This is a genomic window from Actinosynnema sp. NPDC002837, from assembly GCF_040295345.1.
Lineage (GTDB): Bacteria > Actinomycetota > Actinomycetes > Mycobacteriales > Pseudonocardiaceae > Actinosynnema.
This window is the reverse complement of sequence record NZ_JBEOVG010000003.1, coordinates 111,281-126,805: the sequence shown is the minus strand read 5'-3', so window position 1 is coordinate 126,805 and position 15,525 is coordinate 111,281. Positions and strand designations below refer to the sequence as shown.

General features: G+C 71.7%; 16 protein-coding genes. 4 read left to right on the top strand and 12 right to left on the bottom strand.

The features are described 5' to 3' along the window. Window positions 1-5 precede the first annotated feature (5 nt). Window positions 6-908 carry an ROK family protein gene (locus ABTZ99_RS03305; RefSeq protein WP_499607788.1) on the top strand — a complete coding sequence of 301 codons (903 nt, stop codon included), beginning with the start codon at window positions 6-8 and terminating at the stop codon, window positions 906-908. 37 nt (window positions 909-945) lie between these two features. Here ABTZ99_RS03305 and mctP read toward each other — a convergent pair whose 3' ends face one another. From mctP to ABTZ99_RS03290, 3 genes are all read right to left on the bottom strand, one after another. Continuing rightward, complete coding sequence (gene mctP / locus ABTZ99_RS03300; RefSeq protein ID WP_498771571.1) at window positions 946-2,580, bottom strand: monocarboxylate uptake permease MctP; 1,635 nt, start codon at window positions 2,578-2,580, stop codon at window positions 946-948. After that, the gene (locus ABTZ99_RS03295) at window positions 2,580-2,846 is read right to left on the bottom strand and encodes a DUF3311 domain-containing protein (protein WP_498771569.1); all 267 of its coding nucleotides are present in this window, start codon (window positions 2,844-2,846) and stop codon (window positions 2,580-2,582) included. The genes mctP and ABTZ99_RS03295 overlap by 1 nt, the downstream gene beginning before the upstream one ends. 117 nt (window positions 2,847-2,963) lie before the next feature. Beyond that, window positions 2,964-3,665, bottom strand: a complete 702-nt coding sequence (locus ABTZ99_RS03290) for a GntR family transcriptional regulator (RefSeq protein ID WP_499607785.1) — start codon at window positions 3,663-3,665, stop codon at window positions 2,964-2,966. 91 nt (window positions 3,666-3,756) lie between these two features. On the opposite strand from ABTZ99_RS03290, the gene ABTZ99_RS03285 reads away from it, so the two are divergent. Further along, window positions 3,757-4,530: a LamB/YcsF family protein gene (locus ABTZ99_RS03285; protein ID WP_499607782.1), complete on the top strand. Its 774-nt coding sequence runs from the start codon at window positions 3,757-3,759 to the stop codon at window positions 4,528-4,530. A 3-nt stretch (window positions 4,531-4,533) separates the two neighbouring features. Here the strand turns inward: ABTZ99_RS03285 and ABTZ99_RS03280 are convergent, their stop codons facing one another. The 4 genes from ABTZ99_RS03280 to ABTZ99_RS03265 are packed head-to-tail and all read right to left on the bottom strand — an operon-like array spanning window position 4,534 to window position 7,484. Continuing rightward, a complete protein-coding gene (locus tag ABTZ99_RS03280; protein ID WP_498771563.1) occupies window positions 4,534-5,334 on the bottom strand; it encodes a hypothetical protein in 801 nt (266 codons plus the stop codon). Window positions 5,335-5,336: 2 nt separating this feature from the next. Then, the gene (locus tag ABTZ99_RS03275; protein WP_498771561.1) at window positions 5,337-6,458 is read right to left on the bottom strand and encodes a hypothetical protein; all 1,122 of its coding nucleotides are present in this window, start codon (window positions 6,456-6,458) and stop codon (window positions 5,337-5,339) included. A 17-nt stretch (window positions 6,459-6,475) separates the two neighbouring features. Next, on the bottom strand, window positions 6,476-6,796 hold the full coding sequence (locus ABTZ99_RS03270; RefSeq protein ID WP_498771559.1) for an ESX-1 secretion-associated protein: 321 nt from the start codon (window positions 6,794-6,796) through the stop codon (window positions 6,476-6,478). Between the two features lie 7 nt (window positions 6,797-6,803). After that, on the bottom strand, window positions 6,804-7,484 hold the full coding sequence (locus ABTZ99_RS03265; RefSeq protein ID WP_499607779.1) for a YbaB/EbfC family nucleoid-associated protein: 681 nt from the start codon (window positions 7,482-7,484) through the stop codon (window positions 6,804-6,806). Between the two features lie 202 nt (window positions 7,485-7,686). On the opposite strand from ABTZ99_RS03265, the gene ABTZ99_RS03260 reads away from it, so the two are divergent. After that, on the top strand, window positions 7,687-8,925 hold the full coding sequence (locus ABTZ99_RS03260) for a PA0049 family protein (RefSeq protein ID WP_499607776.1): 1,239 nt from the start codon (window positions 7,687-7,689) through the stop codon (window positions 8,923-8,925). A gap of 5 nt (window positions 8,926-8,930) precedes the next feature. After that, a complete protein-coding gene (locus tag ABTZ99_RS03255; RefSeq protein WP_499607773.1) occupies window positions 8,931-9,761 on the top strand; it encodes a septum formation family protein in 831 nt (276 codons plus the stop codon). A gap of 80 nt (window positions 9,762-9,841) precedes the next feature. On the opposite strand, the gene ABTZ99_RS03250 is transcribed toward ABTZ99_RS03255, so the two are convergent. From ABTZ99_RS03250 to ABTZ99_RS03230, 5 genes are all read right to left on the bottom strand, one after another. Beyond that, a complete protein-coding gene (locus ABTZ99_RS03250) occupies window positions 9,842-10,306 on the bottom strand; it encodes a hypothetical protein (protein WP_499607770.1) in 465 nt (154 codons plus the stop codon). Between the two features lie 113 nt (window positions 10,307-10,419). Beyond that, the gene (locus ABTZ99_RS03245; RefSeq protein ID WP_498771548.1) at window positions 10,420-12,231 is read right to left on the bottom strand and encodes a phosphoenolpyruvate carboxykinase (GTP); all 1,812 of its coding nucleotides are present in this window, start codon (window positions 12,229-12,231) and stop codon (window positions 10,420-10,422) included. 370 nt (window positions 12,232-12,601) lie between these two features. Continuing rightward, window positions 12,602-14,299: a DUF2716 domain-containing protein gene (locus tag ABTZ99_RS03240; protein WP_499607767.1), complete on the bottom strand. Its 1,698-nt coding sequence runs from the start codon at window positions 14,297-14,299 to the stop codon at window positions 12,602-12,604. Next, complete coding sequence (locus ABTZ99_RS03235; RefSeq protein WP_499607764.1) at window positions 14,296-14,766, bottom strand: GNAT family N-acetyltransferase; 471 nt, start codon at window positions 14,764-14,766, stop codon at window positions 14,296-14,298. The genes ABTZ99_RS03240 and ABTZ99_RS03235 overlap by 4 nt, the downstream gene beginning before the upstream one ends. A 75-nt stretch (window positions 14,767-14,841) precedes the next feature. Next, window positions 14,842-15,525 carry a hypothetical protein gene (locus ABTZ99_RS03230; protein ID WP_498771542.1) on the bottom strand — a complete coding sequence of 228 codons (684 nt, stop codon included), beginning with the start codon at window positions 15,523-15,525 and terminating at the stop codon, window positions 14,842-14,844.

The following is a 15,525-nucleotide window of genomic DNA, read 5'->3' as shown; positions in this document are numbered from 1 at the left end:
CGGCCGTGACGGATCTGGTGCTGGCACTGGACGTCGGCGGCACGAAGATCGCCGGTGCGCTGGTGGACCGGGATGGCGCGGTGCGGCGGGCGGTCCGGGTGGCGACGCCCCTCGGCGCGGCGGAGGAGACCTGGGGCGCGGTGGCGTCCGTGGTCGAGGAGGTCCTGCGGGGCGAGGGCGTGGCGGGGGTCGGCATCGCGTCGGCCGGGCCCGTGGACGCCGACGCGGGGACGGTCAGCCCCATCAACGTGCGCGGGTGGCGTGGTTTCCCGTTGCGCGACCGCGTGTCCGCGTTGCTGCCCGGTGTGCCGGTGGAGCTGGCGGGCGACGGGCCGTGCATGGCGCTCGGCGAGCACTGGCTCGGCGCGGGCCGGGACAGCCGGTTCATGCTCGGGCTCGTGGTGAGCACGGGTGTCGGCGGTGGGCTGGTGCTCGGTGGCCGGGCGTTCGGCGGGCGCACGGGGAACGCCGGGCACATCGGGCACGTGGTGGTCGAGCCGGACGGCGAGCCGTGCACGTGCGGTGGGCGCGGGTGCGCGGAGACGGTGGCCGGTGGGCCGCGGATGGTGGCCTGGGCGCGCCGGCAGGGCTGGGCGGCGCCGGACGAGGCGGACGCGGCGCACCTGGCGGCGGCCGCCGGCGCGGGCGAGGAGATCCCGAAGGCCGCGTTCGAGCGGGCCGGGCGGGCGGTCGGGCTGGCGATCGCGGCCACGGCCGCGGTGGTCGACCTGGACCTCGCCGTGGTCGGCGGCGGCGTGGCGCAGGCCGGTGACCTGCTGTTCGACCCGATCCGCCGGGCCGTCGCCGACCACTGTGGACTGTCCTACCTGGACTCCCTGCGCGTCGAGCCCGCCCGGCTCGGTGGCCAGGCGGGACTCGTCGGCGCGGCGAGGTTGGTGCTCGGCTAGTGCGGTGACCGGCGTCCTTCGCCGGTCACCGAGCCGGCTAGTGGACGGCGATGGGCTTGACCCGGTCGCTGTCCTCGTCCACGTGGTAGTCGTCGCCCTGCGTCTCGTCGGTCCCGTTGAACCACCGGGCCTTCTTGGCGATCAGCGTGACGATGACGGCGACCAGCAGGTTCGCCACGACGGCGAGCGCGCCGACGTAGATCTGCACGACCGACCCGGCGAACGGGTGCCAGCCGAACAGCGACAGCTGGCCCAGCGGCAGCGCGGAACCGGCGAAGTGCGACTTGCCGACGGCCGGGTTGCCGATGTTGTACAGCAGCCACATGCCCCAGCCCATGCCGACGACCCAGCCCGCGATGAGGCCCCACACGTGGAACCACCGCGTGTAGAGCGCGATCGCCACGGCCGGCAGCGTCTGCAGGATCATCACACCGCCGATGAGCTGCAGGTCGATGGAGAACTGCGGGTCGATGAACACGATGAACGCGACCGCGCCGAACTTCACCACCAGCGACGCCAGCTTGGCCTGCTTGGCCTCCTGCGCCGGCGAGGCGTCCTTCTTCAGGTACTCCTTGTAGATGTTGCGCGTCCACAGGTTCGCCGCCGCGATCGACATGATCGCCGCGGGCACCAGGGCGCCGATCGCGATGGCCGCGAACGCCACGCCCGCGAACCAGCTCGGGAACTCCTGGCCGAACAGCACCGGGATGATCGTGTTGGTGTCCGGGCGGCCGGTGGCCTGGTTGGTGATCGGCTTGGCGCCCGCGGAGATGGCGACGAAGCCGAGCATCGCCAGCAGGCCCAGCAGCAGCGAGTACGCGGGCAGCGCGACCATGTTGCGCTTGATCACGTTGCGGCCGCGCGAGGCCAGGATGCCGGTCAGCGAGTGCGGGTACAGGAACAGCGCCAGCGCCGACCCCAGCGCCAGCGTGGCGTACTGGAGCTGGTTGGTGCCGGTCAGGACGATCCCGTCGGCCTTGCTCTCGGTCGCGGCGTACTTCGCCTGCGCGGTGTCGAAGATCGCGCCCCAGCCGCCGAACTTGGACGGCAGGTAGATCACCGCGACCAGGATCACGATGTAGATCAGCGTGTCCTTGACGAACGCGATCAGCGCGGGCGCGCGCAGGCCCGACTGGTAGGTGTAGAGCGCGAGGATCACGAACGCGATGAACAGCGGCAGGTGGCCGAGGATGCCGGAGCCGTTGAGGCCCATCGTGCGCAGCACGGCCTCCAGGCCGACGAGCTGCAGCGCGATGTACGGCATGGTGGCCACGATGCCGGTGATGGCGACCAGCAGCGCGAGCCAGTGCGAGCCGTACCGGCCGCGGACGAAGTCGGCCGGCGTCACGTAGCCGTGCACGCGGGACACCGACCACATGCGGACCAGCGGCAGGAACACGATCGGGTACAGGATCACCGTGTACGGCAGCGCGAAGAAGCCCATGGCGCCGGCGCCGAAGACCAGCGCGGGCACGGCCACGAACGTGTAAGCCGTGTACAGGTCACCGCCGACCAGGAACCAGGTGATCCACGAGCCGAACTTGCGACCGCCCAGGCCCCACTCGTCCAGGTGATCGAGGGTGTCGCCCGCCTTCCACCTGGCCGCGACGAAGCCCAGGACGGTGACCAGCAGGAACAGCGCGCTGAACACCACCAACTCGGTCCACTGCATTACTTGGCCCCCTCGTCCAGGTCGTCCACGCCCAGCCGGTCCGGCTTGCCCTTGACGACGGGTTCGTCCTTGGTCTTGACGTAGACCAGGCCCACGCAGAGCACGCCGACCGGGACCCAGGCGAACTGGTACCAGTAGAAGAACGGCAGCCCGAGCACCCTCGGCTCATCGAAGTTGAACCAGGGCGTGACGAGCATGAGCAGCGGGACCACCAACAACAGGTTCCAGTTGCTCCAGCGGAGGCTGGATTTTCGAGCAGACGGCATGTGCCCCTCCGTACGGCGGCCCGGTGACGCGGTGTCGCGCATGGTAGGTCGGAGGAGGGACAGTAGTCACCATGTCGGGTGCATTACCGACTCATGAAGTAGCTGGATCGTGACCAACTACCGCTCCGCGCGCAGCCCGGTGACCAAGTGCTTCTCGGCGCGGTCGAAGTAGGTGAGCAGCGCTTCTTCGGCCTGCCGAACCTCGCCCGCGTCGAGGCGGTCCACGATGGACTGGTTCAACGGCAGGTAGTCGCGGTGGAACTCCTCGGGGTCGCCCATCACGTGGAACGCGAGCCGCACCTCGGCCAGCAGCCGCTCCATCTCCTCGTCCAGCCGGGCGCTGCCGGCCAGCGCGGTGATGGCCTGGTGGAACTTGACGTTCGCGGTGCCGACGCCGGTCCAGTCGTCCTGGTCGCGGAAGGTCGAGCCGAGGGCGACGGCGTCGCGGACGGCCCGCCTCGCGTCCTCCGCCACGTGCGGCCAGCGGCGGACCGCGCCGCACTCGATGACCCGGCGCGCGGCGTAGAGGTCCACGATGTCGGGCACGTCGGGGCGGCGGACGAACACGCCCTTGCTGTACTCGTGCACGAGCAGGCGTTCGTGGGTGAGCAGGCGGAACGCCTCGCGCAGCGTGTTGCGGGAGACGCGGAGGGCTTCGCCGAGGGCCTTCTCGTTGAGCTGCTGCCCGGGCTTGATGTCGCCGTCGAGCACCCTGGTGCGCAGCTTGTCCGCCACGCGCTCGGCGGTGCTGGAGCGGTCGAGGTCGCCGCGGTCCTTCGCGAGGGCGGTCAGCCACCCGTCCGCCTGAGCTGTGGTCATGGTGACCGAGTCTAGTGCCCCACAAGTCAAATGGAGTATTGAAGGATCGTTGAACAATCCCTACATTGAACGACAGGTGAGGGGAGGGTTCATGGACCTCAACGCGGACCTGGGCGAGGGCTTCGGCCGCTGGGCCCTGGGTGACGACCGGGCCCTGCTCGACGTCGTGACCAGCGCGAACGTCGCCTGCGGCTTCCACGCCGGTGATCCGGAGACGATGCGGCGGACGTGCGAGCTGGCGGCGGCGCGGGGCGTGGCGGTGGGCGCGCACGTCGGGTACCGGGACCTGAACGGCTTCGGCAGGCGGTTCGTCGACGTGGCGCCGGAGACCCTGACCGCCGAGGTGCTCTACCAGTTGGGCGGGCTGGACGCGTGTGCCCGTTCGGCGGGGACGCGGGTGGGGTACGTCAAGCCGCACGGCGCGCTCTACAACGCGCTGGTCGCGCACGAGGCGCAGGCCGACGCGGTGGTGGACGCGGTGCGCGCGTTCGACCCGGCGCTGCCGGTGCTCGGGCTGCCGGGCGCGGTGTGGTTGAAGCGGGCGGAGGTGGCCGGGCTGCCGGTCCGCTACGAGGCGTTCGCGGACCGGGCCTACACGGCGCTCGGCACACTGGTGGACCGGCGGCGGCCCGGCGCCGTGCTGCACGACGTGGGCGCGATCGCGGCGCGGTGCGTCGTGCTGGCGACCGAGGGGCGGGTGCGTGCGGTGGACGGGCAGGTGCTGCGGATGCCGGTGGACTCGATCTGCGTGCACGGCGACAGCCCCGGCGCGGTGGCGGTCGCGCGGGCGGTGCGGTCGGCGTTGACCGACGCGGGTGTGGGGCTGGGCCCGTTCTCCGGCGGGTTGGACCGGTTGAGCGCGTGATCCTCAGGCCGTGACGGGCGGGTGGGCCGGGGCGATGCCCATCCGGTCGAGCAGGCCCAGGATCGCGTCGACCTTGGCCAGGACCTGGTCCGGGTCGATCCGCTGGGGCGAGGTGGTGAAGACGAGACCCGCTTCGAAGGTCAGCAGGAGGGGCATCGCGCTCACGAACGGGTTGGCGCCCGCCTGGCCGAGCATCCACTCGACGACCTGGGGGGTGAACGCGCGGGTGGCGGCGGACGGGTCCGAGGTGAACACGGTGAACTCCCGGCCCAGCGGTTCCGGCAGGCCGGCGGGCAGCCACTGGCGCTGCTCCCGCACCACGGTCACCGGCGCCTCGGCGGCCGGTCCGGCGGCCTGGGCGCGGTCCGGGGCCAGCGGCCGGCCCAGGAAGTCCACGAGGACCCGGCGGCCGATCTTCATCGGCGGCACGATCGCGGTGGCCACCTCGATCCGGTGCTCGTGGGCCGTGGCGGAGCTGGTCGAGTTGGCCTTCTCCATCGACGCCTCGCCGACGCGCACGGCCCAGTTGCCGCGCCGGAAGTCCAAGGCGGTCTCGAAGCGGGGTGCGCGGACCGTGCCCAGCCGGCCCGCGACGCCGTCGGTGGAGCTCTTCATCGGTGGCAGGAGGTCGGCCGACCACGCGCGGACGTCCGCGGGGTCGGCCACCCGGCCGCCGAGGCCGTTCGCGAGCACGGCCAGCGCGTCGGCCTGGGCCTGGTCCTCCTTCCGGGCGCCGCGCGACTGGAACCAGCGCAGCAGGGCGAAGAGCACCACCAGGGCGGCGACGACGTAGAGCAGTTCCATGATCAGATGTCCAGGTATCCCGTGGTCTGCTGCTTGGACTGGTCCTCGCCGATGCCCGCGTACTGGTCCGCCTTCTCCTGGGCGGACTGGTTGCGCAGGGGCTTGTCGATGCCGGCGTTCGCGCCCGTGCCGATGCCCAGCTGGGAAGCCGCCGCGTCGGTCACCGCGCCCACCATCGACTTGCCGAAGCCCTCCTGCAACCGCTCGCCGAGCATGCCGTCCTTGCTCCACAGCTTGACCAGCGCCGACTTGTCGCCGCCCGCCTTGAGGGCGTCCGCGGCCAGGCTGCCGGCGTGCTTGTTGGCCATGGAGCGCTGGAAGGCGGTCTTCACGTTGCCGACCCGCTTGGCCAGGTTGCGCAGGAAGTCGAGGATCTTGGTCAGGAACTGCTTCAGCTTGGCCACGATCCGGGCCACCTTGCTGCCGGTCGTCGCCACCCGCACGCCCGTCGCGGCGCCCGCCGCCGCGGTCGACGCGCCGAAGCTCGGCACCGCCGCCGCCAGCGCGGGGATCCAGATCATGACCAGCCAGGTGATCAGCTCGGTGAGGATCGCCTTGATGAAGTCCTCGACGATCGTCATGATCATGCTGGAGGTCTGGAGCATCTGCGCCAGCTCACCGGCCTGGCCCGCGACGCCGTCGATGCCGTTGGCGAACTCGCCCAGCTTGGTGCTGGCCACCTCCGACGCGGGGCCGCCCCAGCTCGTCACCGAGCTCTGCAGGTCCTGGTCGAACTGCTCGCGCAGCTTGGCCACGCCCTCGCCGATGGCGCTGAAGTTCTCCGCCGCCTGCGCCAGCGCGGGACCGTCGCCGCTGACGAAGTGGATCGCGTCCTCCAGCGGCTGCACCACGCTGATCAGGAAGTTCAGCCCCTGCCCGACCAACCAGCCGATCGGGTCGGTCGCGATGCCCAGGGCGGAGGTGCCGAGCGAGCCGATGAGCGCGGAGCCCTCGGACATCAGGCCGGTGACCTCGGCGCCGCCCTTCTCCTCCGCCTTGCCCGCCGCTTCCTTGATCTTGAGGTAGTTGCCGTAGAAGGGGGCGGCCTCCGCCATCTTCTGGCTGGTGTCCTTCTCGCCGACGGTGATCTCGACGCCGCCGGCCTCGGTCTTTACTTCAGCCATCCCGGATTCCCCCGCCCCTACTGGTTGTCGAGCTCGACTTGCAGGCCGTTCAGCAGCTGCTTGACGGCTTCTTCCTGCGCGTCGTAGTCCTGAGCCGCGCCGTTGAACTTGTCCGCGCCGGACTGCAAGCCGTCCTGCAGGGCCTGGAACAGGTCGTTGAGGTCGCCGAGCATCCGGGTGTAGTCGTCCTTGACGAACAGGCCGACCACGCCCCACGACTTGTCGCCCACGTCCGCCTTGGCGACGAGGCCCGCGATCTCGGAGGCCGTGCCGCGGTGGCCGTCGAGCTTGCCGGCGAACGCCCGCAGCTCCTGGGGGTTGACGTCGAAGCCACTCATCGCGTGCTCACCGGTCCTCGTCGTCGAAGAGGTTCAAGAAACGGCCGTCCTGGTTCTGCGCGGGCCCCGAGCGGGGCGGGGGCGGCGGCTGGTCGTCGTCGCGCAGGAACCGACGCTGCGAGAAGTCGTCCGGTTCCTCGGGTGGCGTCGGCCGGCGCGGCGGGGCCGGGCGGGCGGCCGGCCCGGGCGGCGGCGGCATCCGGTTCGGTCCCGGGCCCGCCATGGGCGGCGGCGGTGCGGCGTAGGGCGGTGCGGCGGGCAGCGGCGCCTGCGGCGGCGGGGCCTGTTCGGTCATGGTGCGCAGCTCCTGCGGCGTGACGCCGAACAGCTGGGCCTGCGTCTCCAGCACCTGGTCGGTGAGGTGCAGGTCGTCGCCGAGCGCGTTCTCCACGATGCCCGCCTGGCGACGTGCGGCCTCGGCGACGGCTTGGCGCAGCGTCGCCATGATCGCGCCGGCCAGCGCGTGCGGCGGTCGGCGCATGGCGGTGTCCGACAGCCGGATGTCCTTGATCGCGCCGGACGGGCCGGCCACGACGGTCACCGCGCGGTCGGGCGAGGTGGCCACCACCTCCATCGCGGCGAGTTCCTGCTGCATCTGGTCGATGCCGGCGACCTGCTGGTCGACCCGGTGCAGCTTGGACTGGAACTGTTCGAACTGGGCGACGAGCTGGTCGAACTCGGCCGACACGACAGGACCTCCGGGGAGCTTTCGACTGCGGCGGCACGCACGGCGCCGGTGAGCGGGACTCATAGTGGCAAGCGGATGACCCGCTTTGTGCCCGAACGGGTGAAAAGACTCTCCGTTCAACCCAGCGGGCCGTTCGGCGGGTTCCTTGACCCGGTCGTGGTTGGGCAGCATCGCGCGGGTGATCAGACGACTCCAGGCAGTGATGACACTCACACTCGGTCTGTCCCTCCTCTCCGTCCCCGGCGTCGCGCACGCCCAGCCCGCGCCGTGCTTCGACCCGAACGCGCCCATCACCGTCGAAGAGCAGCGGTTGGACGACCGCCTCACGCCGACGGGGCCCGAGGTCGGCCCCGAGCTGGTGCGTCTCGCCGGCTTCGAGGACGACGTCAGCCGCTTCACCGCCCGGCTGTGCGAGCCGATCTCCTACTCGCAGGTCATGTACCACGCGCTCGCCGGCGGGACGCAGCTGTGGCAGGCCGCGGTGGGGCGGGCGCAGTCGGCCCAGGCCTGGGACTCCTACGACGACCGGCCGCTGTACTGGGCGCGGCTGCTCGCGACCAAGGCGCTGCGGCAGTGGCAGCCGCGGGACTGGCGGCTCGACGCGGCCGGGCGGGCGAGGCTGGTCGAGGCGTTCGACCGCACCTCCCGGGGCGTGGAGCACGTGCGGTTCGGCGCCGGCGTCCGGCGGATCGCGGTGACCGGGTTCGACCCGTTCCAGCTCTTCGGGACGTCCGTGCGCCGCAGCAACCCGTCGGGCGCGTCGGCGTTGCAGCTGGACGGGAAGGTGATCAGCACGCCGTCCGGGCCGGTGGTGGTCGAGGCCGCCGTGCTGCCGGTGCTGTGGGGCGCGTTCGACCAGGGGGTCGTGGAGCGGTTCTACGGCGCCGCGCTCGGTTCCCGGGCCGACGCCCTGGTCACGATCAGCCAGGGCCGCGACGGGCAGTTCGACGTCGAGCGGTGGGCCGGGCGGTTCCGGGGCATCTACCCGGACAACGACAACGTGTCGGCACCCGGTGTGGTGCCGGACGCGGCGGGGTGGCCGCAGCCGGCGCACGAGTTCATCGAGACCACGCTGCCGCACCAGCGCATGATCGACGCCGGGACCACGCCGTTCCCCGTGTACTACAACCGGTCCTTCTGCGAGTGGCCGCTGGGGACGGTCCCCGCACCCGGCACGGGCACGGCGGACTGCCGCTCCGACGAGCCGACGCCCGGCGCGGCGGCGGCCGAGGGCAGCGGCGGCGACTACCTGTCCAACGAGTCGATGTACCGGGCCAACCGGCTGCGGCTGGGCTTGAACGCCACCGCGGTCGCGGGCGGTCACCTGCACACCCCCGTGCTCGGCCAGCCCGCCGACCCGGCCGCGCTGACCGACGCGGCGTTCGAGCGCGACCGCCGGGCGATCGCCGACCAGGTGGTGGCGCTGGTGTCAGTAATCTGACCCCTGTGAAGGGCTGGCGGGCGGCGGTCGCGGCACTGGCCGCGCTGTCGCTCGCCGCCTGCACGGCGCCGGTGGAGGGCCTGCCGGACGGCGAGGTCGTCCGCCCCTCCCTCACGCCGACCGCCGACCAGCTGCCGAAAGCCGGTCAGTGCACGGACACCGGCCTCGAAGTGCTCGACTGCAAGGCCCAGCACGAGGCCGAGGTGACCGAGGTCGGCCTCCTGGACGGCCTCGGTGCCGAGTACCCGAACGACCGCGACCTGCGCCGGGCCGCCCTGCCCGCGTGCCGCGCCGCGCTCACCGCGTACCTCGGCAGCCCCGACCACGATGCCACCCGCTTGCAGGCCCACGCCCTGTGGCCGAGCCGCGACGGCTGGGCGAAGGGCGACCGCTGGCGCGTGTGCACGGTGGTCGAGCTCAAGCCCGACGGCACGCGCGTGCGGCGCAAGACCAGCGCCAAGGACCTCCTCAAGGCGGCCGGGTTCGGCACGGTGCAGCTGTGCGCGACCGCGTCACCGGGCGAGGCGAAGGACGCCGGGATCACCGCCTGCGACCAGCCGCACAAGGCGGAAGCCGTGCCGGGCGTGCTCGCGCTGGGTAATCCCCAAGACCCGACGCCGTCCCTCGACCAGGTGAACGCCAAGGCGGCCGAGCACTGCGCGAGGGCCGTGACGAACTACGTCGGCGCGGCGCGGGAGGACGTCTTCGCGTCCTGGCGGTCGTTCGGCAGCCAGGCGTGGTCCGAGGGCTACACGTCGGCGGTCTGCTACGCCGAGGCGACGCGCCCGTTCACCGGCCGGCTGTGGGGCCTGGGGAAGAACGCCCTCCCCGGCTGACCCCGGCTGACCCCGGCCGTCCACACCTGTCCCCACTGACCCACAGGCTGTGCACAGTTCCATCCACAACCTGTGGACAACTAGCGCCGGCGCCAGGACAGCACCACCAGCAGCACGCCCACCAGAACCGGCGCGCCGCTCTCGAACACCGGCCTGAGCACGGGCAAGAAGGGGTACGCGCCCAGTTCGAACAGCACCGAGGCGGTCAACGCGGCCAGCCCGGCGGCCAGCGGCGCGGCTGGGGACAGCTTCCCCAACGACACCAGACCCACCAGCAGTCCCGCGAGTCCCAACGCCACCAGCCCGCGCAGCCGCACCTCGTCGAACTGGTCCAGCGCGTAGCCCCACGCGAAGGCGCCGACCGCGGCGGCGAGGGCGCCGAGCACGAAGCCGGCCACGTGCCACCACGCCGACACCCGCGTGCGCTCGCGCTTCGCGGGCACCCCGGCCGGGTGATACCGCACGACGCCCGGAGCCGGCCCGACCTCCGCCTCCGGCAGGCGGTCGTAGTGCAGTCCGCCCAGGAAATCGTCCTGCTGGGTCACTCCTCCTTGGTACCTCCGGACGAGCCGGAAATCACCCGGAGCAACCAAAAAGAGACCCGGTGGACGCCGTTGGCCACCGGGTCTCACGCCGAGGGGTCTCGGGTGGGAGAGGCTCAGCCGAGCCGGAGCTTCAGCGCCTCCAGCTCGTCGCGCAGCGAGGTCGGCACCTTCTCGCCGATCTTGGCGAACCACTCCTCGATCATCGGGATCTCGGCGCGCCACTCGTCGGCGTCGAAGTCCAGCGCGGCCTCGACGTCCTCGCGCGGCGCGCCCAGCCCGTCCAGGTCCAGCGCGTCGGCGGTCGGCACGTGCCCGATCGGCGTCTCGACCGCGGCGGCCCTGCCCTCGATGCGCTCGACGGCCCACTTCAGCACCCGCGAGTTCTCGCCGAACCCGGGCCACAGGAACCGCTTGTCCTCGCCGCGGCGGAACCAGTTCACGTAGAAGATCTTCGGCAGCTTGTCCGCGTCGGCCGACTTGCCGGTGTCGATCCAGTGCTGGAAGTAGTCACCCGCGTGGTAGCCGATGAACGGCAGCATCGCCATCGGGTCGCGCCGCACGACGCCGGTCTTGCCGACGGCCGCCGCGGTCGTCTCGCTGGACAGGGTGGCGCCCATGAACACGCCGTGCTGCCAGTCGCGCGACTCGGTGATCAGCGGGACCGTGGTGGCGCGGCGACCGCCGAAGAAGATCGCCGAGATCGGCACGCCCTTCGGGTCCTCCCACTCGGGCGCCTTGATGTCGCACTGGGCGATCGGCGTGCAGTAGCGGGAGTTCGGGTGCGACGACAGCTCCTCGCCGCCGGGCGTCCAGTCCTGCTTCTTCCACGAGGTCAGGTGCGCGGGCGGCTCGCCCATGCCCTCCCACCACACGTCGCCGTCGTCGGTCAGCGCGACGTTGGTGAACAGCGAGTTCCCCTTCTCGATGGTGCGCATCGCGTTGGGGTTGGTGTGGTAGTCGGTGCCGGGCGCGACGCCGAAGAAGCCGTTCTCCGGGTTCACCGCGTACAGCCGGCCGTCCTCGCCGAAGCGCATCCACGCGATGTCGTCGCCGAGGGTCTCGACCTTCCAGCCCGGGATGGTCGGCTCCAGCATGGCGAGGTTGGTCTTGCCGCAGGCGCTGGGGAAGGCCGCCGCGATGTAGTAGGACTTCCGCTCCGGCGACGTGAGCTTGAGGATCAGCATGTGCTCGGCCAGCCAGCCCTCGTCGCGCGCCATCACCGAGGCGATGCGCAGCGAGTAGCACTTCTTGCCCAGCAGCGCGTTGCCGCCGTAACCCGAGCCGAACGACCAGATCATCCGCTCTTCGGGGAACTGCGTGATGTACTTCGTGTCGTTGCACGGCCACGGGACGTCGGCCTGGCCCGGCTCCAACGGCGCGCCGATCGAGTGCAGCGCCTGGACGAAGTCGGCGTCCTCGCCGAATCGCGCGAGCGCCTTCGCACCCATGCGGGTCATGATGTGCATCGAGACGACGACGTACTCCGAGTCGGTGATCTCCACGCCCAGCATCGGCTTCTCGGCGTCGAGCGGGCCCATGCAGAACGGGATCACGTACATCGTCCGACCGCGCATGCTGCCGCGGTACAGCTCGGTCATCGTCGCCTTCATCTCGGCGGGGTCCATCCAGTTGTTCGTGGGGCCCGCGTCCTGCGGGTCCACCGAACAGATGAAGGTGCGCTCCTCGACCCGCGCCACATCGGTGGGATCCGACGCCGCCCAGAACGAGTTGGGTTTCTTCTTCAGCGGAACGAAGGTGCCCGCGGCCACGAGCTTGGCGGTGAGCCGGTTCCACTCGTCCTGGGAGCCGTCGGCCCACACCACTTCATCGGGGCAGGTCAGCTCTGCGACCTCGCGCACCCAGGACACCAGGCGCGCGTGGTTGGTCGGTGCGTGGTCGAGACCGGGAATGGTCACTGCCGTCATCTCGTCTCGTCTCCTAGCTGAGCGCCAGCCCACGGTGGACGCCGTTGTCCGGGTGGGACGTCCTCGCGAATGGCTCCGCCCGCCCGGTGGAGGGCGTGCCGTTTAAGGGGATAGACGGAGGTTAGCCGGGTTAATCGCGGGTAACGCACATCTGACCTGTCGGCTGGCTCACAAAACCGATTCTGGAATCGATTCAGCACCCGATCACCACAAATCCGGCTGTGACCTGGGCTTTAGTCGTCGGAATGCAAGACCGGCCCGGTGCGTCGATCGCCACACGTTCAGGTGTCTGAACAGTAACGCTATGAGAGCGCTCTCACCGTTGGGCGCAAAAATTGCTGCTCCGAAATGCCCGGATTTCTCGACCGTTTCAGGAACGGCGGACGGGCGGCCCGAGCAACGCGATCAACGGCTCTTCCACTTGCGCCACAAGGGATTCACCGAACACGCACAGCGTGTGTTCCCAGGGGTGCCCGAACGTGCCGAGGCGGAGATCGCGGGTGACGTACAGGAAGTAGTCGCCGTCCGGGTACGCGTGGCCGGGCCACGGCGGTTGCCCCGGTCGGCCGACGCGGTCCGGCTCGAACCGGTAGCCGACGTGCTGCCAGTCGAGCCAGTACAGCTCCTCGTCCCCGGCCTCCCGCAACCCGGCGACGATCACGCTCTGCAGTTCGTCCAGGCCGTCCTCGTCGACGTTCAGGTGCCACGTCACCGAACCGGGTGGTTCCGTGATGCCGGGAAAGGCCCTCGTGCTCGGCCGGAAGTCGAGCAGGCGGTCGACCAGGCGCCAGACCTCGTCGTGCTCCGCCTGGTCGAACAGCACGGCGACCGGACGTGTCGCGGCGGGCGGGCGCGGCGGGGTCCAGTGGTAGGAGCGGGCGGTGGCGACCTCGCGGAAGCCCGCCTCCAGCAGCACGGCGCGCAGCTCGCCGTCCGCTTCGGCGAAGAACGTCGACCCCGGCCCGGCCCACCGCGACCACTCGGCCACCACCTGCGGCCACGGGCCGGTGAGCCCACCGATCACCACGGCGCCACCGCCCGCGGGCTCCGCCCACCCCGCGCCCACGACCCGGCCGCGTTCGAGCACGACCTGGACGTTCGCGTCGAAGTACCGGGCCGGGCCGTCGACCTCGAGGTCGGCGAACGGCGTGCGGTGGCGGCCCCGGGCCAGCCGTCGCACCTGCGGCAGGTCTTCGGCCCGCGGTTCGCGCACGTCACGGCTCGGCGAGGCGGTGATCTCGTGCGCGACCAGGACGGCACGCTCCCAGCCCGGCGTGAAGCCGGCCGCGAGCAGGTGCGAGGGGAGGTCGGGCGCCTCGTGCGCGTAGGTCTTCCACTCGACCGGCTCGCCGCGCTCGGCGAAGTGGCGCAGTTGCCGATCGACGAGGGCGGCGAGGTCGACCCCGGGCAGGTCGGGGTGCTCGACCGTGCCGTGCGTGCCGTAGTGGACGCGGGTGACCGGACCGTCCTGCTCGACCACCGCGCCGATCGGCGTGCTCCACGGTCGGCGCGGCCACGCGTCGTCGGCGGGTCGGGTCGTGCGCCGCGGCGGGCGTGGGCGGACCGGGGTGGCGTCGAGGAAACCGCTGATCGCGGCGACGACCTGGGGTGAGGCGAAGTCCGGCACGGTGAGGTTCAGGCCGCCCGCCACCGGGCCGCCCGGGCCGGGCGTCGTGAGGACGAGCGTCGACGCGCGGACCCGGCCGAGCTCTTCCCGGGACGCGGCGTCGGCGCCCAGGCCGGCCACGATCACGCGGTCCGGCGTCGCGCCGGCGAGGACCATCCGCACCACCAGCAGCGCGCCGACGCCGTGACCGCCGAGGTCGTAGCCGGCGAGGTCGTCGGTGGCCAGGTGGTCGAGCAGGGCGAGCCCGGCGGCGGTCGGCGCCCCGTCCGGCACGTCGACCAGGACCACCCGGTGGCCTCGGGCGACGAGGGGGTCGACGTGCGGCAGCCACAGGTCGGCGGTGTCGTCCGAGCCGCCGGCGAACAGGACCAGCGGACGGCCGGCGCCGAAGTCGCGGTAGGCGAGCGGGGTGCCGTCCGGAGCCCGGAGGTGCTCGGTCATCCGTCGAGCCGCTTGTAGTACTGGACCTGGGGGAACGCGGTGAAGCCCGCGCGTTCGTAGGTGCGGCGCGCCGGGGCGTGGCCGGGGTCGCCGCCCGTGCCGACGACGGCCGGCGTGACGCCCGCTTCGCGGAGGCGTTCGACGGCGAAGTCGGTCAAGGCGGACCCGATGCCCTGCCGCTGGTGGTCCGGGTCGGCGGACAGCATGTGGATCTCGCCGTCCGCCACCCGGATCGCGACGAACCCGACGGCGCGGTCCTGCCGGTCGGCCACCCACACGGTCGTCGCGTCGTCCCGGCAGACGTCCTCGACGGCCCGGGCCTGCGTCGACTCCCAGTCCGGGAACAGCGCGGCGTAGATCGGACCGCCCAGCGCGGCGCGGAACGACGCGAACACCGGGGCCCACGAGCGCAGCGAGAACTCCACGACGGCGCCGATGTCGTCGGTCGTCAGCGGGCGGATGACCATGCGGCCATCATCGCGACAGGCCCACGACCCCCGCACTCGAATTCGCCGGTCGGGCCCGCCCCGATCCGGGAGCGGTCAGTTCGGGCTGATCCACTGGCCGGTGACGGAGTCGATGCGGACCACGCCCGACACGGTGACCTTGTCCTCCGAGCCGTCCGACCAGGCCTCGTCGCTGTCCGGCGTGTACTTGCCGTCCTCGCCGATGCGGCCGTGCTCGACCTCGGTCCACTCCTCGTCGCCGGTGTGCCGGGACACGGTGACCTCGCCGTCCTGGGTGATCTCGGTGGCCAGGTCGGCGCTGCCGTCGCCGTCGGCGTCGGTGAAGAGCCAGGTGTCGCCGTCCTCGTCCTTCACCACCGCGGTGTCGGCGCGGCCGTCGCCGTCGGTGTCCTCGGTGGCCGGCCCGACGTTCTGGTCGGCGCCGCCCTCCATGTCGACCACGATGGCCTTGCCGGCGTTCGTGTTGGTCTGCTCGGTCCGGTCGTCCGACGGGTCGACGGCGACCCACTCGCCGGAGTCCTCGTCGAACTCGGCCTGGGCGGTGAGCTCGCCGTCCGCGTCGAAGGAGCTCATCAGGTCGGCGTCGCCGTCGCCGTCGGTGTCGCTGAACGCGAGGTGCCCACCGTCATCGGTCTCCACGACCGCGCTCTCCTCGACACCGTCCTGGTCGAGGTCGTAGGTCGCCTCGGCGGTGTACTCCTCGTCACCGACGGTGACCTTCAGCTCGCCGTCAGCCGCGCCTGTCTCGTCGATGTACAC

What these genes read in the sequence shown, in the direction of transcription:
- mctP (WP_498771571.1), bottom strand. Translation starts at nt 2,580, where the DNA reads ATGCAGTGGACCGAGTTGGTGGTGTTCAGCGCGCTGTTCCTGCTGGTC.
- ABTZ99_RS03295 (WP_498771569.1), bottom strand. Translation starts at nt 2,846, where the DNA reads ATGCCGTCTGCTCGAAAATCCAGCCTCCGCTGGAGCAACTGGAACCTG.
- ABTZ99_RS03290 (WP_499607785.1), bottom strand. Translation starts at nt 3,665, where the DNA reads ATGACCACAGCTCAGGCGGACGGGTGGCTGACCGCCCTCGCGAAGGAC.
- ABTZ99_RS03285 (WP_499607782.1), top strand. Translation starts at nt 3,757, where the DNA reads ATGGACCTCAACGCGGACCTGGGCGAGGGCTTCGGCCGCTGGGCCCTG.
- ABTZ99_RS03280 (WP_498771563.1), bottom strand. Translation starts at nt 5,334, where the DNA reads ATGGAACTGCTCTACGTCGTCGCCGCCCTGGTGGTGCTCTTCGCCCTG.
- ABTZ99_RS03275 (WP_498771561.1), bottom strand. Translation starts at nt 6,458, where the DNA reads ATGGCTGAAGTAAAGACCGAGGCCGGCGGCGTCGAGATCACCGTCGGC.
- ABTZ99_RS03270 (WP_498771559.1), bottom strand. Translation starts at nt 6,796, where the DNA reads ATGAGTGGCTTCGACGTCAACCCCCAGGAGCTGCGGGCGTTCGCCGGC.
- ABTZ99_RS03260 (WP_499607776.1), top strand. Translation starts at nt 7,687, where the DNA reads ATGACACTCACACTCGGTCTGTCCCTCCTCTCCGTCCCCGGCGTCGCG.
- ABTZ99_RS03245 (WP_498771548.1), bottom strand. Translation starts at nt 12,231, where the DNA reads ATGACGGCAGTGACCATTCCCGGTCTCGACCACGCACCGACCAACCAC.
- ABTZ99_RS03240 (WP_499607767.1), bottom strand. Translation starts at nt 14,299, where the DNA reads ATGACCGAGCACCTCCGGGCTCCGGACGGCACCCCGCTCGCCTACCGC.
- ABTZ99_RS03235 (WP_499607764.1), bottom strand. Translation starts at nt 14,766, where the DNA reads ATGGTCATCCGCCCGCTGACGACCGACGACATCGGCGCCGTCGTGGAG.